The sequence below is a fragment of the Yoonia sp. genome (genome assembly GCF_017854565.1).
In the GTDB taxonomy this organism is placed as follows: Bacteria; Pseudomonadota; Alphaproteobacteria; order Rhodobacterales; family Rhodobacteraceae; genus Yoonia.
Window position 1 is genome coordinate 32,888 of the sequence record NZ_JAFMHJ010000004.1, and the last position, 26,235, is coordinate 59,122.

At 59.8% G+C, this 26,235-nt stretch carries 25 protein-coding genes and 1 tRNA gene; 20 read left to right on the forward strand and 6 right to left on the reverse strand.

Features of this window, described 5'->3' with window-relative positions:
* The first annotated feature begins 256 nt into the window (after positions 1-256).
* The 9 genes from QZ196_RS03325 to ribD all read left to right on the forward strand — a co-directional run bounded on the left by QZ196_RS03325 (position 257) and on the right by ribD (position 11,929).
* Positions 257-1,510, forward strand: coding sequence for a sarcosine oxidase subunit beta family protein (locus QZ196_RS03325; RefSeq protein ID WP_296423874.1), 1,254 nt, complete (start codon positions 257-259; stop codon positions 1,508-1,510).
* Positions 1,511-1,519: 9 nt separating this feature from the next.
* Positions 1,520-1,783 carry a sarcosine oxidase subunit delta gene (locus QZ196_RS03330; protein WP_296423875.1) on the forward strand — a complete coding sequence of 88 codons (264 nt, stop codon included), beginning with the start codon at positions 1,520-1,522 and terminating at the stop codon, positions 1,781-1,783.
* A complete protein-coding gene (locus tag QZ196_RS03335) occupies positions 1,780-4,686 on the forward strand; it encodes a sarcosine oxidase subunit alpha family protein (RefSeq protein ID WP_296423877.1) in 2,907 nt (968 codons plus the stop codon). Before QZ196_RS03330 ends, QZ196_RS03335 begins: the two co-directional genes overlap by 4 nt.
* Positions 4,679-5,224: a sarcosine oxidase subunit gamma family protein gene (locus QZ196_RS03340; RefSeq protein ID WP_296423879.1), complete on the forward strand. Its 546-nt coding sequence runs from the start codon at positions 4,679-4,681 to the stop codon at positions 5,222-5,224. Before QZ196_RS03335 ends, QZ196_RS03340 begins: the two co-directional genes overlap by 8 nt.
* Before the next feature lie 80 nt (positions 5,225-5,304).
* The gene (gene dnaG / locus QZ196_RS03345) at positions 5,305-7,269 is read left to right on the forward strand and encodes a DNA primase (protein ID WP_296423881.1); all 1,965 of its coding nucleotides are present in this window, start codon (positions 5,305-5,307) and stop codon (positions 7,267-7,269) included.
* 129 nt (positions 7,270-7,398) lie between these two features.
* Positions 7,399-9,378 carry an RNA polymerase sigma factor RpoD gene (gene rpoD, locus QZ196_RS03350; protein WP_296423883.1) on the forward strand — a complete coding sequence of 660 codons (1,980 nt, stop codon included), beginning with the start codon at positions 7,399-7,401 and terminating at the stop codon, positions 9,376-9,378.
* Positions 9,379-9,646: 268 nt separating this feature from the next.
* On the forward strand, positions 9,647-9,808 hold the full coding sequence (locus QZ196_RS03355; protein WP_296423885.1) for a hypothetical protein: 162 nt from the start codon (positions 9,647-9,649) through the stop codon (positions 9,806-9,808).
* A 565-nt stretch (positions 9,809-10,373) separates the two neighbouring features.
* The gene (gene nrdR / locus QZ196_RS03360; protein ID WP_296423887.1) at positions 10,374-10,844 is read left to right on the forward strand and encodes a transcriptional regulator NrdR; all 471 of its coding nucleotides are present in this window, start codon (positions 10,374-10,376) and stop codon (positions 10,842-10,844) included.
* Positions 10,845-10,867: 23 nt separating this feature from the next.
* The gene (gene ribD, locus QZ196_RS03365; RefSeq protein WP_296424044.1) at positions 10,868-11,929 is read left to right on the forward strand and encodes a bifunctional diaminohydroxyphosphoribosylaminopyrimidine deaminase/5-amino-6-(5-phosphoribosylamino)uracil reductase RibD; all 1,062 of its coding nucleotides are present in this window, start codon (positions 10,868-10,870) and stop codon (positions 11,927-11,929) included.
* Here ribD and QZ196_RS03370 read toward each other — a convergent pair.
* Both QZ196_RS03370 and QZ196_RS03375 read right to left on the reverse strand, forming a co-directional pair.
* Positions 11,926-13,923: a capsular polysaccharide biosynthesis protein gene (locus QZ196_RS03370; RefSeq protein ID WP_296423890.1), complete on the reverse strand. Its 1,998-nt coding sequence runs from the start codon at positions 13,921-13,923 to the stop codon at positions 11,926-11,928. The two genes, ribD and QZ196_RS03370, sit on opposite strands and share 4 nt — an antisense overlap.
* 68 nt (positions 13,924-13,991) lie before the next feature.
* Complete coding sequence (locus tag QZ196_RS03375) at positions 13,992-15,278, reverse strand: capsular biosynthesis protein (protein WP_296423892.1); 1,287 nt, start codon at positions 15,276-15,278, stop codon at positions 13,992-13,994.
* Positions 15,279-15,414: 136 nt separating this feature from the next.
* On the opposite strand from QZ196_RS03375, the gene QZ196_RS03380 reads away from it, so the two are divergent.
* The 5 genes from QZ196_RS03380 to QZ196_RS03400 all read left to right on the forward strand — a co-directional run bounded on the left by QZ196_RS03380 (position 15,415) and on the right by QZ196_RS03400 (position 18,852).
* Positions 15,415-16,011, forward strand: coding sequence for a riboflavin synthase (locus QZ196_RS03380; RefSeq protein ID WP_296423894.1), 597 nt, complete (start codon positions 15,415-15,417; stop codon positions 16,009-16,011).
* 83 nt (positions 16,012-16,094) lie between these two features.
* Positions 16,095-17,225, forward strand: a complete 1,131-nt coding sequence (ribB, locus tag QZ196_RS03385; protein WP_296423895.1) for a 3,4-dihydroxy-2-butanone-4-phosphate synthase — start codon at positions 16,095-16,097, stop codon at positions 17,223-17,225.
* Positions 17,225-17,764 carry a 6,7-dimethyl-8-ribityllumazine synthase gene (locus QZ196_RS03390; RefSeq protein WP_296423897.1) on the forward strand — a complete coding sequence of 180 codons (540 nt, stop codon included), beginning with the start codon at positions 17,225-17,227 and terminating at the stop codon, positions 17,762-17,764. The genes ribB and QZ196_RS03390 overlap by 1 nt, the downstream gene beginning before the upstream one ends.
* Positions 17,761-18,228, forward strand: coding sequence for a transcription antitermination factor NusB (nusB, locus tag QZ196_RS03395; protein WP_296423899.1), 468 nt, complete (start codon positions 17,761-17,763; stop codon positions 18,226-18,228). Before QZ196_RS03390 ends, nusB begins: the two co-directional genes overlap by 4 nt.
* Positions 18,229-18,297: 69 nt before the next feature.
* A complete protein-coding gene (locus tag QZ196_RS03400) occupies positions 18,298-18,852 on the forward strand; it encodes a DUF308 domain-containing protein (RefSeq protein WP_296423901.1) in 555 nt (184 codons plus the stop codon).
* Between the two features lie 230 nt (positions 18,853-19,082).
* Here the strand turns inward: QZ196_RS03400 and QZ196_RS03405 are convergent, their stop codons facing one another.
* Positions 19,083-19,229, reverse strand: coding sequence for a hypothetical protein (locus QZ196_RS03405; protein WP_296423903.1), 147 nt, complete (start codon positions 19,227-19,229; stop codon positions 19,083-19,085).
* A gap of 282 nt (positions 19,230-19,511) precedes the next feature.
* Here QZ196_RS03405 and QZ196_RS03410 point away from each other — a divergent pair, with 282 nt between their 5' ends.
* Positions 19,512-19,970: an MmcB family DNA repair protein gene (locus tag QZ196_RS03410; RefSeq protein ID WP_296423905.1), complete on the forward strand. Its 459-nt coding sequence runs from the start codon at positions 19,512-19,514 to the stop codon at positions 19,968-19,970.
* On the opposite strand, the gene QZ196_RS03415 is transcribed toward QZ196_RS03410, so the two are convergent.
* Positions 19,954-20,148 carry a DUF6324 family protein gene (locus tag QZ196_RS03415; RefSeq protein WP_296424046.1) on the reverse strand — a complete coding sequence of 65 codons (195 nt, stop codon included), beginning with the start codon at positions 20,146-20,148 and terminating at the stop codon, positions 19,954-19,956. The two genes, QZ196_RS03410 and QZ196_RS03415, sit on opposite strands and share 17 nt — an antisense overlap.
* 127 nt (positions 20,149-20,275) lie before the next feature.
* Here QZ196_RS03415 and QZ196_RS03420 point away from each other — a divergent pair.
* The 5 genes from QZ196_RS03420 to QZ196_RS03440 all read left to right on the forward strand — a co-directional run bounded on the left by QZ196_RS03420 (position 20,276) and on the right by QZ196_RS03440 (position 23,881).
* Positions 20,276-20,352 (forward strand) — tRNA-His (locus tag QZ196_RS03420).
* A 27-nt stretch (positions 20,353-20,379) separates the two neighbouring features.
* Complete coding sequence (locus QZ196_RS03425; RefSeq protein ID WP_296423907.1) at positions 20,380-21,411, forward strand: RluA family pseudouridine synthase; 1,032 nt, start codon at positions 20,380-20,382, stop codon at positions 21,409-21,411.
* Positions 21,412-21,572: 161 nt separating this feature from the next.
* Positions 21,573-22,469 carry an RNA polymerase sigma factor RpoH gene (rpoH, locus tag QZ196_RS03430; RefSeq protein WP_296423910.1) on the forward strand — a complete coding sequence of 299 codons (897 nt, stop codon included), beginning with the start codon at positions 21,573-21,575 and terminating at the stop codon, positions 22,467-22,469.
* A 134-nt stretch (positions 22,470-22,603) separates the two neighbouring features.
* Positions 22,604-23,581, forward strand: coding sequence for a Gfo/Idh/MocA family oxidoreductase (locus tag QZ196_RS03435; RefSeq protein WP_296423911.1), 978 nt, complete (start codon positions 22,604-22,606; stop codon positions 23,579-23,581).
* A 9-nt stretch (positions 23,582-23,590) separates the two neighbouring features.
* Positions 23,591-23,881 (forward strand): DUF4389 domain-containing protein, encoded by a 291-nt coding sequence (locus QZ196_RS03440; protein WP_296423913.1) that lies wholly within the window; start codon positions 23,591-23,593, stop codon positions 23,879-23,881.
* Here QZ196_RS03440 and QZ196_RS03445 read toward each other — a convergent pair.
* Together QZ196_RS03445 and QZ196_RS03450 are read right to left on the reverse strand one after the other, a co-directional pair.
* Positions 23,878-24,360 carry a GNAT family N-acetyltransferase gene (locus QZ196_RS03445; protein ID WP_296423915.1) on the reverse strand — a complete coding sequence of 161 codons (483 nt, stop codon included), beginning with the start codon at positions 24,358-24,360 and terminating at the stop codon, positions 23,878-23,880. The two genes, QZ196_RS03440 and QZ196_RS03445, sit on opposite strands and share 4 nt — an antisense overlap.
* The gene (locus QZ196_RS03450; protein WP_296423917.1) at positions 24,357-26,174 is read right to left on the reverse strand and encodes a M3 family oligoendopeptidase; all 1,818 of its coding nucleotides are present in this window, start codon (positions 26,172-26,174) and stop codon (positions 24,357-24,359) included. The genes QZ196_RS03445 and QZ196_RS03450 overlap by 4 nt, the downstream gene beginning before the upstream one ends.
* Positions 26,175-26,235 lie beyond the last annotated feature (61 nt).

Genomic DNA, 26,235 nt, shown 5'->3' on the forward strand with positions numbered 1-26,235 from the left:
GATCAGGGGGAACTTTGGTCGGGCGTATGTTGGGTTGTCTTGGCAGCCCGATGCAGCAGGTGAACACGATTGGCACAGCTTGCCCCGCCGTGCGCGGTGCCAAGAGCGGATACGCCCCATGTCCCGGCGCGCGTTTCATATAACAGAGATCGGAATTGATACGACCTGTCGCCCATCGCCTCTGCTGCGTCGAAAAGAGGACATGCAGTGAAAGCCAACCCTTGCTAGTCTTGTCCTGCAGGCAAGGGGACGTTGCATGGGATATTCCGGTTTCCGGGTCATCAAAGAGGGGCTTTTCGGCCAACGGGGTTGGAAACCTGTCTGGCGTGATCCCGAACCCAAAGCTGCATATGATGCTGTGATCATCGGCGGCGGGGGGCACGGTCTTTCTACCGCTTACTATTTGGCCAAGGAGCATGGGCTGACCAATATCGCGGTGCTGGAAAAAGGGTATATCGGCGGCGGCAATGTGGGCCGGAATACCACCATTGTGCGCGCCAATTATTTCCTGCCCGGCAATGCCGAGTTTTATTCCCATTCCCTGAAGTTATGGGAGGGGATGGCGCAGGACCTGAACTATAACGTCATGCATTCGCAGCGCGGGCTGATCAATCTGTTTCATTCCGATGGCCAGCGTGATGCCTTCGTGCGGCGCGGCAACGCGATGATCAATCAAGGCGATGATGCCGTTTTGCTGGACCGCGAAGGCGTGCGCCGCCATTTGCCCTATCTTGATTTCGACAACGTCCGTTTTCCGATTTATGGCGGGTTGCTGCATCCGCGGGGCGGCACCGCCCGGCACGATGCGGTGGCATGGGGCTATGCGCGTGGCGCGGATCAGCGCGGCGTTGATATCATCCAGAATTGCGAAGTCACCGGCATTGATATCGAGGGCGGCGTCGTCAAGGGCGTGCAGACGACGCGCGGGGTAATCCGGGCCAAGAAGGTTGGGATTGTCGTGGCCGGTCGGTCCGGGCAGGTCGCCGCGATGGCGGGAATGCGCCTGCCGATCGAAAGCCATGTGTTGCAGGCCTTTGTCACCGAAGGGCTGAAGCCGATCATTGATCATGTCGTCAGTTTTGGCATGGGCCATTTTTACATCAGCCAGTCCGACAAGGGCGGGCTGGTTTTTGGTGGCGATCTGGATTTTTACAGCTCTTACGCCGCGCGGGGGAACCTGCCGATGAAGGAGCATGTGATGGATGCGGCGATGACGCTGATGCCGGTGATCGGCAAGGCGCGCGTCTTGCGGTCATGGGGCGGGATCATGGATATGACGCCTGATGGGTCGCCGATTATTGACAAGACCCCGACCGAGGGGCTTTTTGTGGATTGCGGCTGGTGTTACGGCGGGTTCAAGGCGGTGCCGGGGTCCGGTTTCAGCTTTGCGCATCTGATGGCGACGGGGCAGCACCATGAACCCGCAGCCAAGTTCCGGCTGGACAGGTTCCGCACCGGCGTGGGCCTGATGGACGAAGAGGGCACCGGCTCTCAGCATAATTTGCATTAGGGGATAGGGATGCGGATCAATTGCCCCAACTGCGGGACGCGCGACCGGCGCGAGTTTTATTATCAGGGTGATGCACTGGCGCTGGATCGTCCCGCACCTGATGCGGGACCTCTTGTGTGGGATGATTATTTGCACAATCGGAAAAATCCGGCGGGCGAAACCCGCGATCTTTGGTTCCACGAGGCGGGCTGCGGCGCATGGCTGGTGGTGGAACGCAACACGCTGACCCATGCCATCCACAGCGCGACCCTTGCTGAAACGGCCATCCGATGAGGCTGCGTGACCCCGCAAACACCGTCAGTTTCACCTTTGACGGGCAGCGTCTTGGGGGGGTTGCCGGAGAGCCTGTGGCGGCGGCGCTGCTGGCCAATGGTATAAAGCTGGTCGCGCGGTCGTTCAAATACCACCGCCCACGCGGCATCATGTCTGCGGGATCCGAAGAGCAGAACGCACTGGTCACCATCGGGCGCGGGGCGCAAACCGAACCCAATGTGCGGGCCACGACACTGGAGGTATCCGACGGGTTGGAGGTGTTCAGTCAAAACGCCTGGCCAAGCCTGAAGCATGATCTGATGGCTGTGAACGATCTGATTTCGCCGTTTCTGGGGGCGGGGTTTTATTACAAGACGTTCATGTGGCCCCGCGCGTTCTGGGAAAAGGTCTATGAACCGATCATTCGCCGTGCCGCTGGCCTTGGCGGCCTGAGCGGTCTGCGCAATGAGGACCGCTATGAAAAGGCGTTCGCATTTTGTGATGTGCTCGTGATTGGTGCGGGGCCTGCGGGGGTGATGGCGGCCTTGACCGCGGGCCGGGCGGGGGCGGATGTGATCCTTGCCGATGAAGATACCGCGATGGGCGGGCGTCTGCTGCGCGAGGTGGAACAGATTGACGGCAGGCCTGCGGTGGATTGGGTTGCCGATGCTCTTGGTGAGCTTCAGGCGATGGAAAACGTCCGTCTTATGACCCGGACGACGGTGACGGGTGCGTATGATCAGGGCACTTTTGGCGCATTGGAACGCGTGGCCGGGCCGCGCGCGCCGGACAAGCCGCTGGAGTGTTTCTGGCGCATTGTCGCGCAGCGGTCGATTTTATGTGCCGGTGCGTTGGAACGCCCGATTGCGTTCCCCAACAATGACCGGCCCGGGATCATGATGGCCAGCGCGGTACGCGCCTATGTCAACCGCTGGGGCGTGGCGCCCGGCAAGTCGGTTACCGTTTTCGCTAACAATGATGACGCCCACCGCACCGCACGCGATCTGGTCGCGGCGGGGGTCAAGGTTGCGGCAGTGATCGACAGCCGCGAAGAGGTGGCCATTGCCGGCGATTACCCGATCTTTGTGGGCGGTCAGGTGACCGCAACAAAGGGCCGTTACGCGCTTGAAACGATTACGGTTTCGCATGCCGGCGGTGTTCGCGAGATACGCACTGATTGCCTTGCGATGTCGGGTGGCTGGAATCCGACCGTGCATCTGACCTGCCACATGAACGGGCGGCCCGCATGGCGCGAGGATATCGCGTCATTCGTGCCGACGCCGGATAGTATTCCGGGGATGGTGACGGCAGGGGCCTGCAATGGCAGTTTCAGCACGGCCGCCTGTCTGGCCGAAGGGGCCGCGGTTGCCGTGCAGGTCGCGCGCGGTCTGGGGCGCCAGGCAGAGGCGGCGGTTCCGGTCGCTGACGACAGTGCCTATGTGATCACGCCCCTGTGGGCCGTTCCGGGCAAGGGCCGCAAGTGGATTGATTTCCAGAACGATGTGCATGTGAAAGATATCAAGTTGGCCGCCCAGGAGAATTTCCGGTCGGTCGAGCATATGAAGCGCTATACCACCCAGGGGATGGCACCGGATCAGGGAAAGTCATCCAATGTTGTGGCGCTTGCCGTGTTGGCAGATGCGACCGGGCGCGGGATACCACAGACCGGGACCACGACGTTCCGCCCGCCCTATGTGCCCGTGTCGATTGCCGCGATGGGGGCCGGATCGCAGGGCAAAGGCTTTGCGCCCGAACGGCTGACCACATCGCATCAGGTCAGTGTCGCGCGCGGTGCCCCCATGATTGAGGCGGGGCTGTGGTATCGGCCCAGCTATTTCCCGCTGCCCGGCGAGACGACATGGCGGCAATCATGTGACCGCGAGGTGGGTTTCGTGCGCAATGCCGTGGGGGTCTGCGATGTCTCCACGCTGGGCAAGATTGACATTCAGGGGCCGGATGCGGCGGCGCTCCTGGATTTTGTTTACGCCAACATGTTTTCGACGCTGAGGGTCGGCCGTGTCCGCTATGGGCTGATGCTGCGCGAGGATGGTCATGTGCTGGATGATGGCACGACCGCGCGCTTGGCAGAGGGCCATTTCGTGATGACGACCACGACTGCGGCGGCGGGCCTTGTGATGCGGCATCTGGCATTCGTCCTGCAGGCTTTGCGGCCTGATCTGGATGCGCGGGTGATGTCCGTCACGGAACAATGGGCGCAGTTTGCGGTGGCGGGCCCAAGGGCGCGTGAATTGTTGAATTCCATTCTGGATCAAGAGATCGGCAATGATACGTGGCCGTTCATGGCCTGCGGTGCGGTGTCGGTTGCCGGGGTGCAGGGGCGGCTTTTCCGCGTCTCATTCTCGGGCGAGCATGCGTATGAGATCGCCGTGCCGGCCCGGCGTGGCGAGAGCCTGTTTCGGATGCTGGTCACGCAGGCCGAGATGTTGGGTGGCGGTCCTTATGGGATGGAGGCGCTGAATGTGCTGCGGATCGAAAAGGGCTTTATCACCCATGCGGAAATCCACGGACGCACGACGGCCTTTGATATCGGCATGGACCGCATGGTGAGCCTGAAGAAAGATTGCATCGGTCAGGCGGCATCGCGCAGGCCGGGGTTGCGGGACGATAGCCGCGCGCAGTTGGTGGGGCTGCGGCCGCTGGATGCGGCAGAGGCGCTGACGGCGGGTGCGCATCTGTTTGCCAAAGACGCGAAAGCGGTCCGCGTGAATGATCTCGGATATGTGACATCGGTGTGCTATTCGCCGACGTTGCAGACGTATTTGGGCATGGCGTTTCTGCGCGGCGGGCCAGCGCGGCTTGGCGAGGTGATCCGCGTCGTCGATCATCTGCGCGGGATTGATGCGGTGGCCGAGGTGTGTGATCCGGTTTTCCTTGACCCAGAGGGAGGGCGTGCACGTGGTTAATTTGCTTGCGGTGCCGCCCGGTGCCGGGATTTTGCCACGATCTGCGGGTGGGGTCGCCTTGACGGAGGTGGTCGTGGACATTGCGCTGTCGGTGATGCCTTTCGCCGGACAACATGATGCTGTCGCAGCAGCCTTGCGCGATCAAATCGGGGTTGGTCTGCCGCTGGCCAATCGGTGGGTTGGCCGTGGTGAGGCAAGGGTCCAGTGGTTTGGGCATGGAACATGGTTGGTAACAGGTGCGGTCGCGCTTGAGGGTTTGGCGGCGGTCACGGATCAAAGTGATGCCTGGGGGGTCGTCCGGGTCGCGGGGGCGGGCGTGGAAGACGTGCTGGCGCGGCTGGTGCCGATGGATCTGCGGTTGGCGCGCTTTGATGTGGGGGCTGCGGCGCGCACGATGCTGGGGCATATGTCGGTGGCCGTGGCGCGGGTGGATACCCAGGCGTTTGACGTGATGGTGATGCGGTCGATGGCGGCCACGCTGGTGCATGATCTTGATGGTGCGATGCGGGGTGTCGCGGCGCGCGGATCAAATTTCTAGAAATTTGATGCCTCCGGCGGGGATATTTTCGCTTGGAAGAAGCGATTGGCCTTTGCGTCACAATAGCCGATAATGGAGGTATGAGTCTGCCTCCCGGTTTCCTTGATGAGTTGCGCACCCGGCTGTCCCTTGGGCAGGTTGTTGGGCGCAAAGTCATGTGGGACACACGCAAGTCCAATCAGGGCAAGGGCGACCTATGGGCGCCGTGCCCCTTTCATCAGGAAAAATCCGCCAGCTTTCATGTGGATGATCGTAAAGGTTTTTATTATTGCTTTGGCTGTCACGCGAAGGGCGATGCGATTTCATTTGTCCGCGAGACCGAGAATGTCAGCTTCATGGAAGCAGTGCAAATTCTGGCCGCCGAGGCCGGGATGCCCGTGCCGGAAAACGACCCTCAGGCCCAGCAGAAAGCTGATCAGCGGACCGGCCTGACGGAGGTGATGGAGCAGGCCGTGCAATGGCATCGGCTTCAGTTGCAGACTGCGGCGGCGGCGGAGGCGCGCGATTATCTGGTGCGTCGTGGCTTGAGCCCGGAGGCGCAGGCGCGTTGGGACATCGGTTTTGCGCCCGACAATGGCGGCATTTTGGCCTATTTGACGGGTAAGGGGATTGATCCCAAGTTGGTCATCGAGGCGGGGCTTGCTGCGCCAAGTGAACGGGGTGGCGCGCCATATGACCGGTTTCGTGGCCGCATTATTTTCCCGATTCGCGATGGACGGGACCGACCCATTGGGTTGGGCGGGCGCGCAATGGACCCCAATGCGCGTGCGAAATACCTGAATTCGCCCGAGACGCCGCTGTTTGACAAGGGGCGCAGCCTGTATAATCAGGGGCCTGCGCGTGGCGCTGCGGGCAAGGGTCTGCCGCTGATCGTGGCCGAAGGTTACATGGATGTGATTGCCCTGTCAGAGGCGGGGTTCGGGGCGGTCGTGGCGCCGCTTGGCACGGCGATTACCGAACATCAGCTACGCCTGTTATGGCGTATCGCGCCCGAGCCGATCATCGCGCTGGATGGCGATACGGCAGGTTTGCGGGCCGCCATGCGTGTGATTGATGTGGCGCTGCCGCTGTTGGAGGCGGGGCAATCGCTGCGATTTGCGTTGATGCCAGAGGGGCTTGACCCCGATGATCTGATCAAGACGCAGGGGGCTGGGGCCATGCAGAAGCTGCTTGATGGTGCCATTCCCATGGTGCAACTGTTGTGGCAGCGCGAAACCGAGGGCAAGAGTATCGACAGCCCCGAGCGCAAGGCTGCTTTGGACAAGGTGTTGCGCGAAAAGATCAAGTTGATTGCCGATCCGTCGATCCGAAATCACTATGGCGATGCGATCAAACAGATGCGCTGGGAGTTGTTCAGCAACCGCAGGCCTGCGGCGCGCAGGAATTTGCAAAAAGCCTGGTCGCGCAATCAAGACCCCTGGCAGCGCGATATCAGCCCGGTTGCGACCAGCAAGATGTCATTTCTGGGTGCGGGAGCGGCGGATGAAGATCATCTGCGCGAGGCGGTCATTCTGGCGACCCTGATCGCCACCCCGGCTGTTGCCCCGGAATTCGAGATGATCCTTGAACGGATGGACAGTCGTGACGCCGGACATCGCGATATTTTGGCCAGCATCTTGCGGCATCTGGGCAACCATGATTTGGGAGCCGCAGTGCGTGCCGATCTTGGTGGTGCGCCCCTTGAAAAGCTGATGGCGCAGAACCATGTCGCTATCAGCCCTGCAATTCGCCGCGGCGGTGATGTGACCGTCGCACGTTTGTGTCTGGCCGAAGAATTCGCCAAGCTGGCCGCGCGCCGGGGACATGCACGCGAAATCGAGGATGCCGTCCAGGACCTGAGTGGTGTGGCCGATGAAGGTTTGACGTGGCGTTTGGCGCAGGCTTCGGCTGCGATGGACCGGGCAGAGCGCGGCGATACCGAGGATCGGGCAGAGTATGATTTTGGCGCCAATGGGGCGCGCATGAAGAAAGACGAACGCAATGCGCTGGATGATCTGGTCGATGGAATCAACTTTGCCAAGGGGCATGAACGACCTAAGTCATGACTGGCGCAACATACTTTGAAAATAAGGCGTGATCTGCTTGCGAATCGTTCCGATGCGGGATTGATTCGACCTTAACCGAATCAGCCGAATCATATCGGCGGACAATTGACGACTTTGAAAGGGCCCCGAATGGCTGCGAAAGATACAGACGATCATAAGGATGCAGACCAGGACGGAGATATCAGCCTTGATATGAGCCAAGCCGCGGTCAAAAAGATGATCGCTGATGCACGCGAACGGGGCTACATCACCTACGATCAGTTGAACGCGGTTCTGCCGCCTGAGCAGGTATCGTCGGATCAGATCGAAGATGTGATGTCGATGTTGTCCGAAATGGGCATTCAGGTCACCGAGGACGAAGAATCCGAAGAGAGCGAAGAGCCGCAGGGTGGCACCGATGTTGCGACCATTGCGGGATCGCGCGATGTGACAATCGGCGGCGCCGAGGCTGAGAAGCTGGACCGTACCGATGACCCCGTGCGGATGTATCTGCGCGAAATGGGCTCGGTCGAGTTGCTTTCGCGCGAGGGCGAGATCGCGATTGCCAAGCGGATCGAGGCGGGCCGGAATACGATGATTCTCGGGCTGTGTGAAAGCCCGCTGACGTTTCAGGCGATCACGATCTGGCGCGACGAATTGTTGTCCGAAGACATTTTGTTGCGCGATGTGATCGACCTTGAAACCACCTTTGGCAATCAGCTGGAGGAAGACGGCGACGAACCCGTTGTTGCCCCCATTGCCGGAGTCGCGACGGCCGAAAAAACGGCGTCCGAGGAATTGGACGCAGACGGCAATCCGATCGCGAAGGACGATGAAGAAGACGATGATGAACAGGCCAATATGTCACTGGCCGCGATGGAGGCCGCACTGAAGCCGCGCGTGCTGGAAACATTGGAAATCATCGCCCGCGACTTTGGCAAGCTGTCCGACATGCAGGACGCCCGGATGTCGGCGACCCTGAATGAGGATTCGTCGTTTTCGGTCAAGGATGAAAAGAAGTACCAGAAACTGCGCTCCGAGATTGTGGAACGGGTGAATTCGATGCACCTGCACAACAACCGGATCGAGGCGCTGATTGATCAGATGTACGGGATTAACCGCCGGATCATGTCAATCGACAGCTCGATGGTAAAGCTGGCCGATCAGGCCCGGATCAACCGCCGTGAGTTTATTGACGCGTACCGGGGACGCGAATTGGACCCCAACTGGCTGGACGATATGGCCGAAAAGGCCGGGCGCGGCTGGCAGGGTCTGGTCGAAAAATCGACCGCCAAGATCGAAGAACTGCGCGGCGAGATGGCGCAGGTCGGGCAATATGTCGGTGTGGATATCACGGAATTCCGCCGGATCGTGCAGCAGGTCCAGAAGGGCGAAAAAGAAGCGCGGCAGGCCAAGAAAGAAATGGTCGAGGCGAACCTGCGGCTCGTTATTTCGATCGCGAAGAAATACACCAACCGCGGCCTGCAGTTTCTGGATTTGATTCAGGAAGGCAACATCGGCCTGATGAAGGCGGTCGATAAGTTCGAATATCGTCGCGGGTATAAGTTTAGCACCTATGCAACATGGTGGATTCGTCAGGCGATCACCCGGTCCATCGCGGATCAGGCGCGCACGATCCGGATTCCCGTCCACATGATCGAGACGATCAACAAACTGGTCCGGACGGGCCGCCAGATGCTGCACGAAATTGGCCGCGAACCGACACCCGAGGAATTGGCGGAAAAGCTGCAGATGCCATTGGAAAAGGTCCGCAAGGTGATGAAAATCGCCAAGGAGCCGATTTCGCTGGAAACGCCGATCGGCGACGAGGAAGACAGCCAGCTTGGCGATTTCATCGAAGACAAGAACGCGATCCTGCCGTTGGATTCCGCCATTCAGGAGAACCTGAAGGAAACCACGACGCGTGTGTTGGCATCGCTAACCCCGCGCGAAGAACGCGTGCTGCGGATGCGGTTCGGCATCGGCATGAACACCGACCACACGCTGGAAGAGGTCGGCCAGCAGTTTAGTGTGACCCGCGAGCGGATCCGCCAGATTGAGGCGAAAGCGCTGCGCAAGCTGAAACATCCGAGTCGGAGCAGGAAGCTGCGAAGTTTTCTCGATCAGTAACCCCGAGAAGGAAAGGCGCCCCGCAGGGCGCCTTTTTTAGTTTATACCGACCCAGATGCAGATGCGTGGGTGCCAGCCGGAGCCTAATGGATATGCGATTTCCTTGGCCGCGCGGGGCAGGTCGCCGGTTGATCTAAATGCACGGCCGCGCGCCCGGTCTTGCAACCGCGACGATTGAGAAAGATCAAATCGTGGTCATCCTGCGATCTTTAGGTTGTTCAACATGGGTCGGCGTGTCTGACCAGAGCGCAACCAAAGCGAGGACGCCATGAAATTTATGATCTGGACTGCGGGCATTGTTGCGGCCTTTGCCCTGACCGCCTGCGCGCAAGACGGGCGGTATCCGCTGTCGGGCGAGGCGTGCGCGCCCACGGACCCGGTGCTGTCGCTTGACGCCAGCAATTATATGGTGGTGCCGATGATCCGCTAAATTGCGCCATTTGCCCGGCGGGACGTGACCCCGGCGCGGTCTTTCTGGGATAACATCTGTGCCAGCTTTGATCAATTCTGGCATATTTTTGCCTGATTTTAGTAGCAATATAACTCGTGTTTGATGAGTCGGTTCTGGTGCTACGGTCAGGTGTCTTCATGTTCAGAGTATCGCGTTTGTGCGCCATAATTATTGTGGCCTTATTGGTCGCCACGGCGGCACATGCCTATGGGGCAAAACCTTTGATTGTTGTAAGACCGGGGCAGGACGTGCGGGTGGCACAGATGTGTCCGCCGCGGATCAGCCCGCAAATGGCCGCCGCTTTTGGTCTGCCAGTGCTGACGGTGCGGCCCTGTGCTGCGCGCTAAAGCGGCGCTTGACGTGCAGTTGACGCCCCGTTTCATGATCCTGACCCCGGGCCCAAACCAAAGCCGACCCTGCGCGCTGCGGTTTTTGTCCTGCATGTAGCGGTGCAATTTGCCCACTACCCAAAACCTGTACACGTTCCTATAGTGGCTGTGGATAAATGGGGCTCAGGCCCCAGCACTGGACATAAGGACCCGATATGCGTTGCCCCTTTTGCGGAAATGTTGACACGCAGGTAAAAGATTCTCGCCCGGCTGAAGACCACGTTGCAATTCGCCGGCGTCGCCTTTGCCCGGCATGTGGTGGCCGGTTTACGACATACGAGCGCGTGCAGCTGCGCGATCTGGTGGTGATCAAATCGAACGGTCGGCGCGAGGATTTTGACCGGCCCAAGTTGGAACGCTCAATCAGGATTGCGTTGCAGAAACGCCCGGTGGAGCCGGAACGGATGGACCAGATGATCAGTGGCATCGTGCGCCGGTTGGAAAGTCTGGGCGAAACCGACATCCCGTCGGGCACCATTGGTGAGATCGTCATGGAAAGCCTGGCACGGATTGATACGGTCGCCTACGTGCGGTTTGCGAGCGTCTACAAGAATTTCCAGGCTGCGGATGATTTCGATAAATTTGTCAGTGAATTACGCCCCGGCGCCGCCGCAGAAGACGAGTGAGCGCAGCAGCTGACGCCCGTTTCATGGCGCTGGCCCTGACCTTGGGGCGGCGCGGCATGGGGCGCGTGTGGCCCAATCCGGCGGTTGGCTGCGTGATCGTCAAGGATGGCGTGATTGTCGGGCGCGGGCAGACCGCTGACGGCGGGCGCCCCCATGCCGAGACTTTGGCGCTGGCGCAGGCCGGACCTGCCGCGCGCGGTGCCACCGCCTATGTCACGCTGGAGCCTTGCGCCCATCACGGCAGGACGCCGCCCTGTGCCACGGCGCTGATCGCGGCCAAGGTAGCGCGCGTCGTGATTGCGGCGGGCGACCCTGACCCGCGGGTGGCCGGGCGTGGTATCACGATGTTGCGCGACGCCGGGATTGATGTGGATACCAATGTGCTGGGCGATGCGGCGGCGCGGGACCATGCCGGATTTCTGCTGCGGGTCACGCAGAACCGCCCGTTTGTCACGCTCAAGCTGGCCGGAACGCTGGATGGGCGTATCGCCACGGCGGCGGGTGAAAGCCAATGGATTACCGGGCCTGATGCGCGCCGCGCGGTCCATATGATGCGTGCGCGCCACGATGCGGTGCTGGTTGGGGCCGGGACCGTGCGGGCCGATGATCCGGCGCTGACGGTGCGCGGCATGGGGCTGACCCGGCAGCCCGTGCGCGTGGTGATGTCGCGCGCGATGAAAATTCCTGCGACGGGGCAGTTGGCCAATAGCGCCCGCGAAACGCCTGTATGGCTTTGCCATGGGCAGGGTGCGAACGTCACGGCGTGGACGCTGAAGGGGGCTGTCAGCCTGCCCTGTACGGTCACTGCCGGGCAGGTCGATCCGGTTGCGGCCATGCAGGTGCTGGCCGCGCAAGGCATCACGCGGGTATTTTGCGAGGGTGGTGGCATGGTTGCCGCGTCGTTGCTTTCAGCGGGGCTGGTTGATGCGCTGGTCGTGTTTACGGCGGGCATTGTCATCGGTGCAGAGGGCACACCGGCCCTGTCGGCGATGGGGATCGACAGGCTGGCCGCTGCGCCGCGATTTGAATTGGATCAGGTGCGCGCGGTCGGCGGCGACATCATGCACCGTTGGGTCCGCGTCTAGCGCCACAGTGACGCATAGCTGGCCAAGAGACCCTGCAGCTTGGCAAGGCTGCGGTTCATCGGTCCGGGGCTGGGGATGTCATTGTTTTCGAGCCGGTCAACGATGACTTCGACCGGGCAAGCCAGCCCGGTTACCGGATCGAAATAGCGCGGATAAGCGATGAGCGTGGCATGGACCAATGCGACCAGATCAACCTGCGCCGTGCGGCGTGTGATCGGCATGGCCCGGTCATCGGTCAAGCCCCATCCGGCATAGAACGGCATCCCCAGACAGGTCACTTGCTTGCCGCGCAGCAAGGCTTCGAACCCCAGCAGCGACGTCATTGTCCACACCTCATCGACGGCAGTCAGCGCGGCAATCGGATCTGATCGGGTCAGGACCACGTCTGCGACCTGATCTGCGTCGGGCACCGCACCGGGGCGCAACCCGGCCTCGATGTCGGGATGGGGTTTGTAAATGATCACAGCCGCGGGGTTGGCCGCACGGACCATGCCAAGCAAGGCGCGGTTGGTCGTGATATCTGCGGTTCCCAACCGGATTGACGCATCATCTTCGACTTGGCCGGGCACCAGAATACGGCGGCCTTTGGGCAGGTCAGGCAGGGGGTGGGCGTGCCGCAGATTGTACTTGGACAGCCCTGCATCGGTGATCCGGTCGATCAAGGCGGCTGCGCGCGTGCGTTGCGTATCGTCAAGGTCGGGGGCTGCATTGATCAGGTTTTCCAGCCGACTGGGCCGCGTCGCGTCATAGTAGATGCCAATGTCATCCAGCACCAAGCTGAGCGGCGCAACCAGATCGGCCCCCAACCCGCGCGAGCGCACAAAGCCATCTTCGACCAGCACCGCATCGGCGTGGCCTGTGTTTGCCCAGCACATCAGACGCCGTTGCGTGGCCTTTGCCTTGGCGAAGGCGGGTGGACCATCTGCAAACTGGACGCGTTTGGTTCCGCCGAAGATCTTTTGCAGCGGCCCGCGTTTCCAAAGCCGCATATCTGCCGCGACCCAGCCGCGATGATCGTCGCGCCATGCGCCGCTGAGTGCGGTCAGGGTCGCGGCCGCCTCCTCGAAGGTGCAGAGGCGATCGTGATAGGGGTCGTACCAGGTTGGATAAAGCAACATCGCGCCCGCAAATAACTGCGCGCGCGTCAGATTGCGCTGGCGGCGCTGCAACGGCGTGCGATCATCCGTCAGCCCCCATCCCATATAAAAGGGCTGGCCAAAGACGACCGGTTTGTGCCCGGCCAGAATTGCTTCGAACCCCAGTTGTGAACTGACGGTGTAGACTGCAATCGCCCCCTCCAGCAACGCCCAGGGTGACAGCGGCGCATCGCAAATGCTGATCCGGTCGGTTGCATCCTGGGGTTTGAAATACCCCGCACGGTGGCCTGCTGTGGTTTCGGGATGCGTCTTGATCACGATGGGCGCACCGGGGTGTTCGGTCTGGGCGTAGAACAGCATTTCGAGGAAGGTATTGCTGTCGGCCCCGCTGGCCTTGATGGATGCGTCTTTGCGGGTCTGATCAATCACCAGAACATAGCCCGGCGCGGGCGCGGGCAGTGCGGGGTCAAAGGCATTGTATTTTGACAAATGCGCGGTCTTCAGCGCGGCAATGCCCGCACGCGCACGGTTCAGCAGCGCCGTATCATCAAGCAGGTTTTCAGCCAGCAGTACTTCCAGGTCAGAGGGCGTGCGCGGGTCGAAATGCACGCCGCGCCGGTCGATGTTCAGCCCGATTGGCACATCGCCGGCGCGCCCCAGATTGACCGATCGCAAAAATGCGTCCTCTATTCGCACCACAGGGGCCGCGCGCCGTTCGGCAACGGTTTCACCGCGCGGCGCGGTCGGGCTGTGCCCCCAGACGCCGACCAGATCACCGGCGCCGGGCGCACCAAGCCGGATGTCATACCCCGCCAGATCAAGGATGCGCCTGACCCGGCCTTGGGTCAGAAAGCCGCCATTGTAGACATAAAGGTTTTGTCGCGCCTGATCCGCCACGCGGTGTCCTTTTCAGTGGTTGCGCGAAACGCTAGGGCAAGGGTGCGGGGTTGGCCAGACCTGCCGTCTCAGTTCACCGCTTTCAAGCGAGGATGCGGCTGCGGTTCCGTCCGCTGCAACGCATCATATGGGTCTGCGCCGGACAGTAATTTGTCCACCAGATGGCGCAGCAATTGCTGGCGCCCTTTGGATGCGTAAAAACTGCCGGGCACTTGGCTGGTCTCCAGCAAGAACCGACGATAGTCACGATAGGCGCGCCGGTTGGGGTAGCTTGGATTGGCAAAGAACTCTGGCAGTGGCTGATCGGATACGAACTCTGGCTGGTCATAGACGGCGGTGCCAAACACTTTGAGCGGGATGCCGCGCCAAAGCACCTGTTGGGCCGCCGTTGAATTGACCGTCACGGCGGTGCGGGCATCGTCGAGCAACTGTGCCAGTTTGCCGCCACGCACATAATGGACCCGCGCGGCGATGCCGTGCCGCGCGGCGATTTCCCTGATCATGCAACGCAGTGGCGACTGCCCGTTTTCCAGCGGATGCGCCTTGAAAATCAAGTGGTGATGACGCGGCGCGCCTTTGGCAAAACCGACGATGACAAGGTCCAGAAACTGGCCGATATCGTCAAATGGCGAATGGACCTGAAAGCTGGCGTCATGCTCTAGCTGCAGCAGTGCCAGATGGTAGGGGTGTCCGCTGGCCCTGATGCGCCGTGTCGCCCAACGGCGCTGCAGCGCGAACATCGGCATCAGAAGCAACCGTTTGGTGTAAAGCGCCGCCTCGCGGCCTATGGGCAGCGCGCGGTGGGTGCGAAACGCCGGGTATCGCCGGTTCAGGAACATGACGTACCAATGATACAGGGCACCGTAAAAGATATGCTGGCGCATGTCGCCCCAATGGGCGGATGGGGTCGGCATCTCGGTCTCGGACCGTGCGAGGCGGTTTTGCATGTCGGTCACCGACAGCCCCATCAGGCGCGAATTGCCATTGCTGCCGCCGCGTTCGTAGGTCACCCAATAGGGGCGCATGTAGCCTTCTTCGAACACATGGACCCGCAGACCGGCGGCCTGTGCCTGCCGCGCGGCCTGTGCATGAATTGGGCGCGTATCCCCATAAAGAACGATGTCGGTGATGTGGCGGTCGCGCAGCAGGGTGGCGAGGGTGGCCGGCCAGTCCGCCAGCGCCGCGCGAAACGGAATATAACCCGGTTCGCGCCACCAAAAGGCGGCGTCACCGGCGTTGAACCCGACCCGCCAGACGGTCGCCCCGGTGGCCCGCAGCATGCTGCCAAGCTGGCGGAAAAACGGCCCATGCGGTCCTTGCAGGAACAGAAAGTTGCGGTCGGGTGTTGGCGTCATGATCCGGTTCTAGGTAACAAGTGTGCAGGTTTGGTTAGCAATGTTCTGTGACCGGATTGCGGCGCGCTGACAAGGATGTTGTCTTGCCCGTTGCGGGCCAAGCCGCTAGGTCATGGGAAAGCGAAAGGGTTGCGACATGTTTACAGGGATTGTCACGGATATCGGCCACGTGCTGGCGCTTGAGCAGCGCGGCGATCTGCGGGCGCGGATCGGCACGGGCTATGATGTGGGTGGCATTGATATCGGTGCATCCATCGCTTGTGAGGGTGTGTGTTTGACCGTAATCGCGCTGGGGCGTGAGCCGCAGAACTGGTTCGATGTCGAAATTTCAGCCGAGACGGTAGCGGCCAGCAATGTGAGCGGCTGGCGCGTCGGCACACCGCTGAACCTTGAGCGGGCGCTGAAGGTCGGTGATGAGCTGGGCGGTCATATCGTTTCGGGCCATGTGGATGGCGTTGCCGAGGTCGTGGCGGTGCATGATGAGGGCGACAGCACGCGCGTGACGTTTCGCGCGCCTGACGATCTTGCCCGTTTTATTGCGCCAAAAGGATCTGTTGCGCTGAACGGGACGTCGCTGACTGTGAATGCGGTCGATGGGCGCGAATTTGGCGTCAATTTCATCCCCCATACGAAGGCCGCGACGACCTGGGGCGCGGTGGCCGTGAGCGACCGTGTCAATCTTGAGATCGACACGATGGCGCGGTACGTGGCACGCCTGCGTGATTATGGATGACGCAGGGTGGGTCAAGACCCACCGCCCTTTTCAAATCCAGGGCGCTGGGCTATCTGCCTTGCAACAAGCTATCGGGGACGTTCATGACGCAGAATTTCGAAACGCCCGGTCCGGTCGAACGCGACTGGTCCGACGCCATCAGCAAGATCGAAGATATCATCGAAGATGCGCGCAATGGCCGGATGTTCATCCTCGTCGATCATGAGGATCGCGAGAACGAAGGTGATCTTGTCATTCCTGCACAAATGGCGACGCCCGATGCGATCAATTTCATGGCCAAGCACGGGCGTGGCCTGATTTGCCTGACGCTGCCCAGCGAACGGATTGACGCGCTGGGTCTGCCGTTGATGGCTTCGCACAACTCATCGCGGCACGAAACGGCCTTTACCGTTAGCATCGAGGCCCGCGAAGGGGTCAGTACCGGCATCTCTGCGCATGACCGCGCCCGCACCGTGGCCGTCGCGATTGATGCCAGCAAAGGGGCCAGCGATATCGCCACCCCCGGCCACGTCTTTCCGCTGCGCGCGCGCGATGGCGGCGTGTTGGTGCGGGCAGGCCACACCGAGGCCGCCGTCGATATCAGCCGGCTTGCGGGGCTTAACCCGTCCGGTGTGATCTGCGAAATCATGAAGGAAGACGGCGAAATGGCGCGTCTGCCTGATTTAATCGCCTTTGCCCAGATGCATGGCCTGAAGATCGGCACGATCAGTGACCTGATTGCGTATCGTCGCCGCCACGACAACCTGGTGCGGGTGCGTGACACCCGCATGATCGTTTCGGAATTCGGCGGCACCTGGGAGCTGCGTATCTATACCGACGAAACCCAGGGTGCGGAACACATCGCGCTGATCAAAGGCGACATTACAACGCCGGAACCCGTACTGGTCCGCATGCATGCGATGGATCCGCTGCTTGATGTGGTGGGCGCTGGTGCGGCCGGACGGCGTAATGAATTTGGCGATGCGATGGCGATGATCGCTGCCGAGGGGCGCGGCGCGCTTGTGCTGTTGCGTGATGTGCATATGAAGCTGGATACAACCGAAGACGTATCGCCGCAGACCCTGCGCCAATACGGTCTTGGCGCGCAAATTCTGAGCTCTTTGGGCCTGCATGCCATCGTGCTCTTGACCAATTCGCCCAAACCCAAGGTCGTGGGTCTTGATGCATATGGTCTTGAGATTGTCGGGACGCGCAAAATTTCGGAGATTGGATAATGGCCGGACCGTCGCATCACATCATGGCGCTGCCAACATTCGACAAGCCGGTGAAAATTCTGATCGTCGCCTCGCCGTATTACAAGGATGTGTCGGACGATCAGATTGCGGGTGCCAAAGCCGAGATCGAAAAGGTCGGTGCCACGTGGGATTTGGTCGCAGTTCCCGGCGCGCTGGAAATCCCGACTGCGATTGGCATCGCGGAACGGATGAGTGATTTTGACGGCTATGTCGCCCTTGGCTGTGTTATTCGTGGTGAGACGACACATTATGACACGGTGTGCAATGACAGCTCGCGGGCGCTGCAACTTTTGGGATTGCAGGGGCTTTGTATCGGGAATGGCATCTTGACGGTCGAGAATTACGATCAGGCCGTCGTCCGTGCCGATCCGGCAAAAATGAACAAAGGTGGCGGTGCGGCTGCTGCGGCCTTGCACCTGATTGCGCTGGCCCGTAAGTGGGGCAACGCCGACAAGGGTGTCGGCTTCACACGGGAAATAAGGCTGGCTGGTGACACGGACAGCAAGACAAAAGCATGACAATTTCAAACAACCAACGCCGTAAAATGAAATCCGCAGCCCGGCTCTATGCCGTGCAGGCGCTGTTCCAGATGGAAGCCACCGGGCAGACCGTTGATGCCGTCATAGGCGAGTTTGAAGATCATCGCTTTGGCGCGACCTACGATGATATGGAAATGGCCGAAGGCGACAGCGAGACGTTTCGTCTGTTGATGGAAAAAGCCGTGGATAATCAGGCCAGTATTGACCAGATGACCGACCGCGCGCTGGTTGCCAAATGGCCAATCGCACGGATCGACCCGACATGGCGCGCCTTGTTTCGGGCGGCCGGGGCCGAATTGGTCGAAAAGCAGACCCCACCGAAAGTGGTGATAAGCGAATTCGTCAGTGTCGCCGAAGCGTTTTCGAGCGATGGTAAAGAGCCCAAGTTCGTGAATGCCGTGTTGGATCACATGGCGCGTGAAGCCCAGCCAGAGAAATTCTGACCGCCCATTGGACACCGCCCATTGAACTCGGCCATCCGACGACACACGTCAGATGAAAGGAGTTTTGCAATGACGGACAAACGAATGCGCCCCGATGTGATGGACGCTGTGCGGCAGTTTCATGAATATTTCCGCAATGTCGGCATCGTCTTGATCGTCCTTGGCGTGCTGGCCATCGTGTTCCCGCTGTTCTTCAGCATCGCGGCCAAGACGTTGCTGGGCTGGGTCTTCCTGCTGACCGGTGCGGCGCTTTTGTATCATGCCTTTCAGGCAAGGGGCTGGCGCTCTGCGATGTTGAGCGGTGTGATTGCCGTTCTACATCTTGCGCTGGGGGTCTATCTGGCGTTTTTCGCGCTGACTGGCCTGGTCGGCCTGACATTTTTGGTCGGCGTTGTGTTCTTGCTACAGGGCGGATTGGAAAGTGTCATTGCGCTGCAACATCGCCCCGGTCGGGGGTGGGGTTGGCTGGCGCTGAACGGGGCCGTGACGCTTTTGTTGGGTATCTTGCTGATTGCCGGGCTGCCGGGCACGGCGCTTTGGGCGATTGGGGTGATTTTAGGGATCAATTTCCTGATGTCGGGTATTGGATTTGTCGCACTTGCAAGCGCGGCATCCGGCCAATAGCGCGGCGTCTGGGGGGAGTGGCGGGAACCGCGGCAGCCGTAAAGGCAACTAATCCCGAGGACCTGTATGTACAGGTGGGCGCCAGGTAATCAGACCAAGATCTGAACAGAGCCAGCCCCCTCGGATTTGCTTAAGGCCACTGGATTTGTACCCATACTTACGAGGAGCGCAGAAACCCGCCACAACAATAGGTAGGTAGCAATGGCGCAGAGAGCAAGTGGTGCTGTAGCTTATTCTTCGATATCGGCTCGGATCAGCCAGCCATTGGGACCGACCATCTTGATCGGTGCATATGCCAAGAGCGCGCGTTCTGCCATGCCAACCGTGACAAGCGCCATGCAGACCTCGAAAAAAGTGATATCAGTGAAAATCGACATTGGGTGGCTCCTTGCGTTCTTCTCACCTTTGCTTCTGTCAGCTAATCCCGACCAAATCGTGACCGTCAGATGAATTTTCCCCAGCCTCTGCACGTAAGGCGCCCCAATCGCGTCACATTCCTGATCCATTTCGATGAACGGGATTTCGGCGGATTTCCGCTTGGGCGCTGATAGGAAACGGAAATTCATGCTTTGATAAGATGAACGACCGGATATTTGCGGCGCGCAACACGGCACCAAGCTGCGCTTGACCGATGTTTACGGTTTGTTCATATTCACGGCATGTCTGATGATGATTTTCCGTTTGCCATGCTGCCCGGCCAATTGCTTGCCCGTGGGGTCAGCCGACATCTGCGCGGCCATGATTTTGTGAGCGTCGAAGAGCTGGTGCCGGCATCGGGGTTACGGGTTGATGTTATGGCGCTGGGCCCCAAGGGCGAGGTGTGGATCGTCGAATGCAAATCAAGCCGGGCTGATTTTCAATCGGACCATAAATGGCAGGGCTATCTGGCGTGGTGTGACCGGTTTTTCTGGGCCGTGGACACCAATTTCCCGACCGAACTGCTGCCCGACGACACCGGGCTGATCATCGCCGATGAGTATGACGCAGAGATTGTGCGCTTTGGGCCGCTGACCAAACTGGCACCGGCCCGCCGTAAGGTCATGGTGCAAAAATTCGCGCGCCATGCCGCCGTGCGGGCACAGGCGGCGCGCGACCCCGGGTTTACCGGCGTTTTTTGACCGAGCGGGCGGCAATTATGGCGGCCCGGATTTCTTCGGCGATCTCTTCCGCTTCTTCGGGCTCAAAATCCATCGGGATCTCAACGCCGTTGGCTTCGATGAAAATCCGCACCATGCCAAGGTCGGTCGGACCGATCTGCATGTTGGCTTCGATGTCGCGTTCGTTGTTGATACCCATGGTGATCCCCTTGATCTGTTCTGGTTTTCCTAGCCCGATCGCCCAAGGCTTGGCAATAGTTTCACCGCAATCAAACCGCTGAACAGGTCTTGCAATCATAAGCGCAGGGCGCTAAATCACCCTCGATGCCGCCTTAGCTCAGTTGGTTAGAGCACTGGTTTGTGGAACCAGGGGTCCCCCGTTCAAGCCGGGGAGGCGGTACCATCCCTCCCATGCCGCACGGAGACGAACATGGGTGAAGCCCTTATAGAATTTGACATCGGACCAAACCCGCCGCCCCGTCTGGACAAGGCGCTGGGGCGTGATGTGCCTGATGATGCCGCACTTAGCCGGTCGCGGTTGGCCAGATTGATCACGCAGGGCGCTGTCGCTGTGGACGGTATCGTGATCACCGACCCGCGTTTCCGGGTTGTCGAAGGTGCGGCGGTGGCCGTGACTGTCGCTGTGGCCGAGGAAAGCCATATTGGCGCAGAAGACATTCCGCTTGATGTTGTGTTTGAAGATGATGATCTGATTGTTATCAACAAACCTGCGGGCATGGTTGTGCATCCCGCACCCGGTACGCCCGGCGGCACGCTGGTGAATGCGTTGATCCACCACTGCGGCGAAACGCTGTCCGGTGTCGGCGGGATGAAGCGGCCCGGCATTGTGCACCGGATCGACAAGGAAACCACCGGCCTGCTGGTTGCGGCGAAAACGGACCGCGCGCATCATCACCTTGCCGATCAATTCGCCGCCCACACGGTCGAGCGACGCTATCTTGCGATATGCTATGGCGTGCCTGACGCCAACGACCCGCGTCTGCGCGGCATCAAAGGGACGTCGTTCGAGCCGGGCAATATCTTGAAGGTGCAGACCATGTTGGGGCGCCACAAGACCGACCGGCAACGGCAGGCGGTGTCGTTTAATGCCGGGCGCCATGCGATCACGCGGTCCCGGATTGTCGAACCTTTGGGCAATCCGTCCTGTGCTGCGTTGATTGAATGTTGGCTTGAAACGGGCCGCACCCATCAGATCAGGGTGCATATGGCCCATTGCGGACATTCGCTTGTTGGTGATCCTGTTTATGGCGGGCGGCGTAAATTGTCGCCCAAAGCTGTGACCGAGGCGGGCGCCGCAGCGGTTGCCGTATTCCCACGACAGGCGTTGCACGCGGCAACACTTGGTTTTGAGCATCCGGTCTCGGGCGAGTTTCTTGAGTTTGAGGCGGAATTGCCCGCTGATATGCGCGCATTACTGCGCGTTCTTGGCTGGCAGGGCTGAAATATTTGATCCCATGTGCGTGAATGCACGCAGATGGGCCTCGCCAAGCTGAACTGATCGGTTCATAAATCAGGAACGAAATGCGCTTGGCCGTTCTTGAAACGCGGTGGGTGTGTTACTATCTTCATGTTAAGCCTTTAAACATTAGGAGGGCAACGACAGTGAGTAACTTTAAGAATCTCCCGGCGCCATCGCCGGAACAAGGTCTGAACCGCTACATGCAGGAAATTCGCAAATTTCCGATGCTGGAGCCGGAAGAGGAATATATGCTGGCCAAACGCTGGGTGGACCATGAGGACACCGAAGCGGCGCATAAAATGGTCACGTCGCATCTGCGGCTGGCCGCAAAAATCGCCATGGGCTATCGCGGCTATGGTTTGCCACAGGCCGAGGTGATCTCGGAGGCGAATGTTGGCCTGATGCAGGCGGTGAAGCGGTTTGACCCTGAAAAGGGCTTTCGTCTGGCGACCTATGCCATGTGGTGGATTCGTGCGTCGATTCAGGAATACATCCTGCGGTCGTGGTCGCTGGTGAAATTGGGCACGACGTCTGCGCAAAAGAAGCTGTTTTTCAATCTGCGCAAGGCGAAATCCCGTATCGGTGCGTTGGAAGACGGTGATCTGCGGCCTGAAAACGTCGCACGGATCGCAACCGATCTGGGCGTGACCGAGGCGGAAGTCGTTTCCATGAACCGGCGGTTGTCGGGTGGCGATGCATCGTTGAACGCGACCGTAGGATCGGACGGCGAAGGGACGACGCAGTGGCAGGATTGGCTTGAGGATGACAGCGCCAACACCGCGGCCGATTATGAAGCACATGACGAGCTGGATGCGCGGCGGGCGCTGCTGGCCGAGGCGATGCAAGTCCTTAATGATCGCGAAAAGGATATTCTGGTCCAGCGCCGTCTGGCTGATGAAACCATTACGCTGGAAGACCTGAGCGGCCAATATGATGTGAGCCGCGAACGTATCCGCCAGATCGAGGTGCGCGCCTTTGAAAAACTGCAAGCGAGGATGCAGGAGCTGGCGCGCAAAAAAGGGATGCTTGCGGACGCGTAATGCGTCCCGCGTGATTGTACTGAATATCCCCGTCGGAGCCTCCGGCGGGGATATTTTTTGCTCGGAAGAAGGGCAGAGTGGTTTCCCTTGGCCCGGCGTTTGCGCTAACATGCCGGTGTTTGAAGGAGCATCACATGACACCGATCCGATGGGGCATCCTGGGGGCCGCGCAGTTTGCACGCGACCATATGGCCCCGGCCATTCACGCGGCGCATGGCGCGGAGTTGACGGCGCTTGCGACATCTGACCCGGCAAAGGCTGCAGGGTTTCAGGCCTTTGCACCGGAGATGCGGGTGCATGATAGTTATGACGCATTGCTGGCCGACCCGGAAATTGATGCGGTTTATGTTCCGCTGCCGAATCATTTGCATGTGGCGTGGACGATCAAGGCGTTGGAGGCGGGAAAGCATGTTTTGTGCGAAAAGCCGATTGCGCTGCGGGCGGATGCGTTTGATGCGTTGATTGCGGCCCGCGACAAGGCGGGCAGGCTGGCAGCCGAGGCGTTCATGATCGTGCATCATCCGCAATTCATCCGCGCGAAAGAGCTGGTGCAGGGCGGTGCGATTGGCACAGTGGCGCATGTGGATGCGACATTCACCTATGATAACGCGGGTGCCGTTGGGAATATTCGCAACCGGCCCGAAACCGGCGGCGGCGGATTGCGCGATATCGGCGTCTATACGTTTGGGTCAGCCCGCTATGTGACGGGTCAGGATGCGGTGGCTGTGCCATATGCCAAGCTGCGCTATGAAAATGGGGTCGATGTTTTTGCGCAAGTCGGGGCGCAGTTTCCGGGGTTCAGCTATTCGGCGATTGTTTCAATGCGGATGTTCCCGCGCCAGCAGATTACGTTCCATGGTGACAAGGGCGTCCTGCGTCTGACCTGCCCCTATAACGCCAATCTGTTCGATGTGGCCCAGCTCACCTTGGAAACGGACGAGCGCACGGTGGTGACAGAGCGGTGGCCGGCTGCCAATCATTATGTGCTGCAGGTCGAAAACTTTGGCAATGCGGTGCGCAATGGGACACCCTACGCGTGTCCGTTGGAGTTTTCGCGTGGTACGCAAGAGATGATGGATATGGTATTTGCCGCCGGTGGCCCGGCGGATTAGGAGACGACGATGGCACAAGATAACGAAACAACGCCCAACGCGGATGCGCCGCCCGATTTCGAAAGCATGTGGCTGCGGCTGATCCATATGCTGATCATCGGGGTGTTGTTGAGCATGGCAAGCACGCTGCTGGGGATCATGACCGTTGCCCAGTTCCTGATTATGTTGCTGAACAAGCGCGAACCCAATGAAAGTCTGGCCGAGTTTGGCACGACCATGGGGGTCTGGATGGCCAAGGCAGCCCGCTATCAGACGGGTGCCAGCGAGGTGAAGCCGTGGCCGTGGACCGAGCTGGATTAGACGCCAAGATCTAGTTTCAGGATATGTTGCGGGCCTGCGGGGCCGTGCTGCCATTGCTGAGCGGTGTCATGAAACCCGCCATCAAGGTAGACCTTGCGCGCGACCGGGTTGCGCAGGTTGACGGTCAGGTAGATCGCATTGGCGTCGCGGTAGTGATCGCGCAGATAGGCCTGCAGCAAACGCAGCGTTGCCGTGGCAATCCCGCGCCCCTGTAGCGTTTGATCGACCAGAAATGTCCGCAGGCCAAAGGTGGCCGGATCTGCAAACGGGTAGTGGGTATGATAAGCGCGATCAATCCGGAACATGCCAGCGACCTGATCGCCATAGCGCATCACATGTATGTCTATCGCGGGATCATTCAGATATATGAATGCTGCGGGCTGGCCCGAGAAAACCACCTGATCGGGGGCCACCGTCACCTGCCGCAGCGAATGGGCCAAGGCAGGTGACAGGGGTGTCAGGCTGACCGGTATGGTCAATCCTCCATCGCTTCCAGTTCATCAATGAAGCCTTCGATCATCGACAGACCCTTGTCCCAGAATTTGGGGTCTGACGCGTCCAGACCAAAGGGGGCAAGAAGTTCTTTGTGGTGTTTGGACCCACCCGCGCGCAACATGTCAAAGTACTTTGCGCGGAAATCCGGATCGCCTTCTTCGTAGACGGCATAAAGCGCGTTCACCAGACCGTCGCCAAATGCATAGGCATAGACGTAGAACGGCGAGTGGACAAAGTGTGGAATATAGGCCCAGAAGGTTTCATATCCGTCTGCAAAATCAAACACATCGCCCAGCGATTCCGCCTGCACCGACATCCATAGTGCGTTGATGTCATCGGGCGTCAGCTCACCTTCGCCACGGGCGGCGTGGAGTTTACATTCAAAGTCGTAAAACGCGATTTGGCGCACGACCGTGTTGATCATGTCTTCGACTTTGCCGGCCAGCAGGACCTTGCGTTCTTGTTTGGTTTTGGCCCCTCCAAGCAGTTTGCGGAAGGTCAGCATTTCCCCAAAGACCGACGCCGTTTCGGCCAGTGTCAGCGGGGTCGAGCTGAGCAGTTCGCCCTGTTCAGCGGCAAGAACCTGATGCACGCCGTGGCCCAATTCATGCGCCAGCGTCATGACGTCACGCGGTTTGCCAAGGTAGTTCAGCATCACGTAGGGGTGCACGGGCGTGACGGTCGGGTGGGCAAAGGCACCGGGAGCCTTGCCGGGTTTCACGGCGGCGTCAATCCAGCCCTTGGTAAAGAACGGCTTGGCAATCGCGGCCATCTCGGGGTCGAAATCGGCATAGGCAGACAGGACGGTATCTGTCGCCTCTTCCCAACCGACGGTGCGGGTGATTTCCATTGGCAGTGGCGCGTTGCGGTCCCAGACCTGCATCCGGTCAAGGCCTAACCATTTGGCTTTCAGGGCATAATAACGGTGCGACAGGCGGGGGTAGGCGGCAACGACGGCGTTGCGCAATGCCTCGACCACCTCTGGCTCGACATGGTTTGCCAGATGTCGGCCGGTTTGCGGGGTCGGCATTTTGCGCCAGCGATCTTCGATCTCCTTTTCTTTGGCCAGCGTGTTATGGACGCGGGCAAAGAGCTTGATTTTGTTTTGAAAAACCTCAGCGAGCGCACGGGTCGCGGACTCGCGCGTGGATCTGTCCTGTTCGGTCAGCAGGTTCAGCGTTGCTTCAAGGCCAAGTGTGTCGCCATCCACCTCGAATTCCAGACCCGCCATGGTTTCGTCAAACAGGCGGTTCCACGCGGCGGCACCCACTGTGGATTGGTCGTGTAGGAACTTTTCCAACTCGTCTGATAATTGGTGCGGCTTCATCGCGCGCATCCGGTCAAAGACCGGTTTATAGCGGGCAAGATCGGCATTGGCGGCCAGCAGACCGGCAAGGTGTGTATCGTCCAACCGGTTGAATTCCAGCCCATAAAACACCAGCGGCGTGGTGAAGTCGGTGACTTCATCCTGACAGTCTGCCATGAATTTGGCGCGCTCGCTGTCGGTCGTCATCTGATAGTAGCGCAAGCCGGCATAGGACATGATGCGCCCGGCGATCACGTCGATTTGTTCATAGCGCAGCACAGCGCCCAAAAGACCTGCGGCATCCAATGTCGCAAGTTTGCCTTCATAGGTTTTGGCAAAGTCGACACATTCCGTTTCCAGCCACGTCAGATCGCGCGCCAGTTCCGCGCAGTCCGTGCTGGCGTAAAGGTCTGTCAGGTCCCATTCGGGCAGATTGCCAAGGCTTTTGCCGCCGCTTGTGGTGACGTCGAAAACGGGTTGGGGGAAGTGCATTTGTTACCTCTAATCATCTGTTTCACATAGCATAGGTATTGGAATGGCAGGTTGAAAGGCT

Excerpts from the sequence above, each read along its gene's own strand:
- QZ196_RS03325 (WP_296423874.1), top strand. The coding sequence starts at position 257 with ATGGGATATTCCGGTTTCCGGGTCATCAAAGAGGGGCTTTTCGGCCAA.
- QZ196_RS03330 (WP_296423875.1), top strand. The coding sequence starts at position 1,520 with ATGCGGATCAATTGCCCCAACTGCGGGACGCGCGACCGGCGCGAGTTT.
- QZ196_RS03335 (WP_296423877.1), top strand. The coding sequence starts at position 1,780 with ATGAGGCTGCGTGACCCCGCAAACACCGTCAGTTTCACCTTTGACGGG.
- dnaG (WP_296423881.1), top strand. The coding sequence starts at position 5,305 with ATGAGTCTGCCTCCCGGTTTCCTTGATGAGTTGCGCACCCGGCTGTCC.
- rpoD (WP_296423883.1), top strand. The coding sequence starts at position 7,399 with ATGGCTGCGAAAGATACAGACGATCATAAGGATGCAGACCAGGACGGA.
- QZ196_RS03355 (WP_296423885.1), top strand. The coding sequence starts at position 9,647 with ATGAAATTTATGATCTGGACTGCGGGCATTGTTGCGGCCTTTGCCCTG.
- nrdR (WP_296423887.1), top strand. The coding sequence starts at position 10,374 with ATGCGTTGCCCCTTTTGCGGAAATGTTGACACGCAGGTAAAAGATTCT.
- ribD (WP_296424044.1), top strand. The coding sequence starts at position 10,868 with ATGGCGCTGGCCCTGACCTTGGGGCGGCGCGGCATGGGGCGCGTGTGG.
- QZ196_RS03375 (WP_296423892.1), bottom strand. The coding sequence starts at position 15,278 with ATGACGCCAACACCCGACCGCAACTTTCTGTTCCTGCAAGGACCGCAT.
- QZ196_RS03380 (WP_296423894.1), top strand. The coding sequence starts at position 15,415 with ATGTTTACAGGGATTGTCACGGATATCGGCCACGTGCTGGCGCTTGAG.
- ribB (WP_296423895.1), top strand. The coding sequence starts at position 16,095 with ATGACGCAGAATTTCGAAACGCCCGGTCCGGTCGAACGCGACTGGTCC.
- QZ196_RS03390 (WP_296423897.1), top strand. The coding sequence starts at position 17,225 with ATGGCCGGACCGTCGCATCACATCATGGCGCTGCCAACATTCGACAAG.
- nusB (WP_296423899.1), top strand. The coding sequence starts at position 17,761 with ATGACAATTTCAAACAACCAACGCCGTAAAATGAAATCCGCAGCCCGG.
- QZ196_RS03400 (WP_296423901.1), top strand. The coding sequence starts at position 18,298 with ATGACGGACAAACGAATGCGCCCCGATGTGATGGACGCTGTGCGGCAG.
- QZ196_RS03405 (WP_296423903.1), bottom strand. The coding sequence starts at position 19,229 with ATGTCGATTTTCACTGATATCACTTTTTTCGAGGTCTGCATGGCGCTT.
- QZ196_RS03410 (WP_296423905.1), top strand. The coding sequence starts at position 19,512 with ATGTCTGATGATGATTTTCCGTTTGCCATGCTGCCCGGCCAATTGCTT.
- QZ196_RS03415 (WP_296424046.1), bottom strand. The coding sequence starts at position 20,148 with ATGGGTATCAACAACGAACGCGACATCGAAGCCAACATGCAGATCGGT.
- QZ196_RS03425 (WP_296423907.1), top strand. The coding sequence starts at position 20,380 with ATGGGTGAAGCCCTTATAGAATTTGACATCGGACCAAACCCGCCGCCC.
- QZ196_RS03435 (WP_296423911.1), top strand. The coding sequence starts at position 22,604 with ATGACACCGATCCGATGGGGCATCCTGGGGGCCGCGCAGTTTGCACGC.
- QZ196_RS03440 (WP_296423913.1), top strand. The coding sequence starts at position 23,591 with ATGGCACAAGATAACGAAACAACGCCCAACGCGGATGCGCCGCCCGAT.
- QZ196_RS03450 (WP_296423917.1), bottom strand. The coding sequence starts at position 26,174 with ATGCACTTCCCCCAACCCGTTTTCGACGTCACCACAAGCGGCGGCAAA.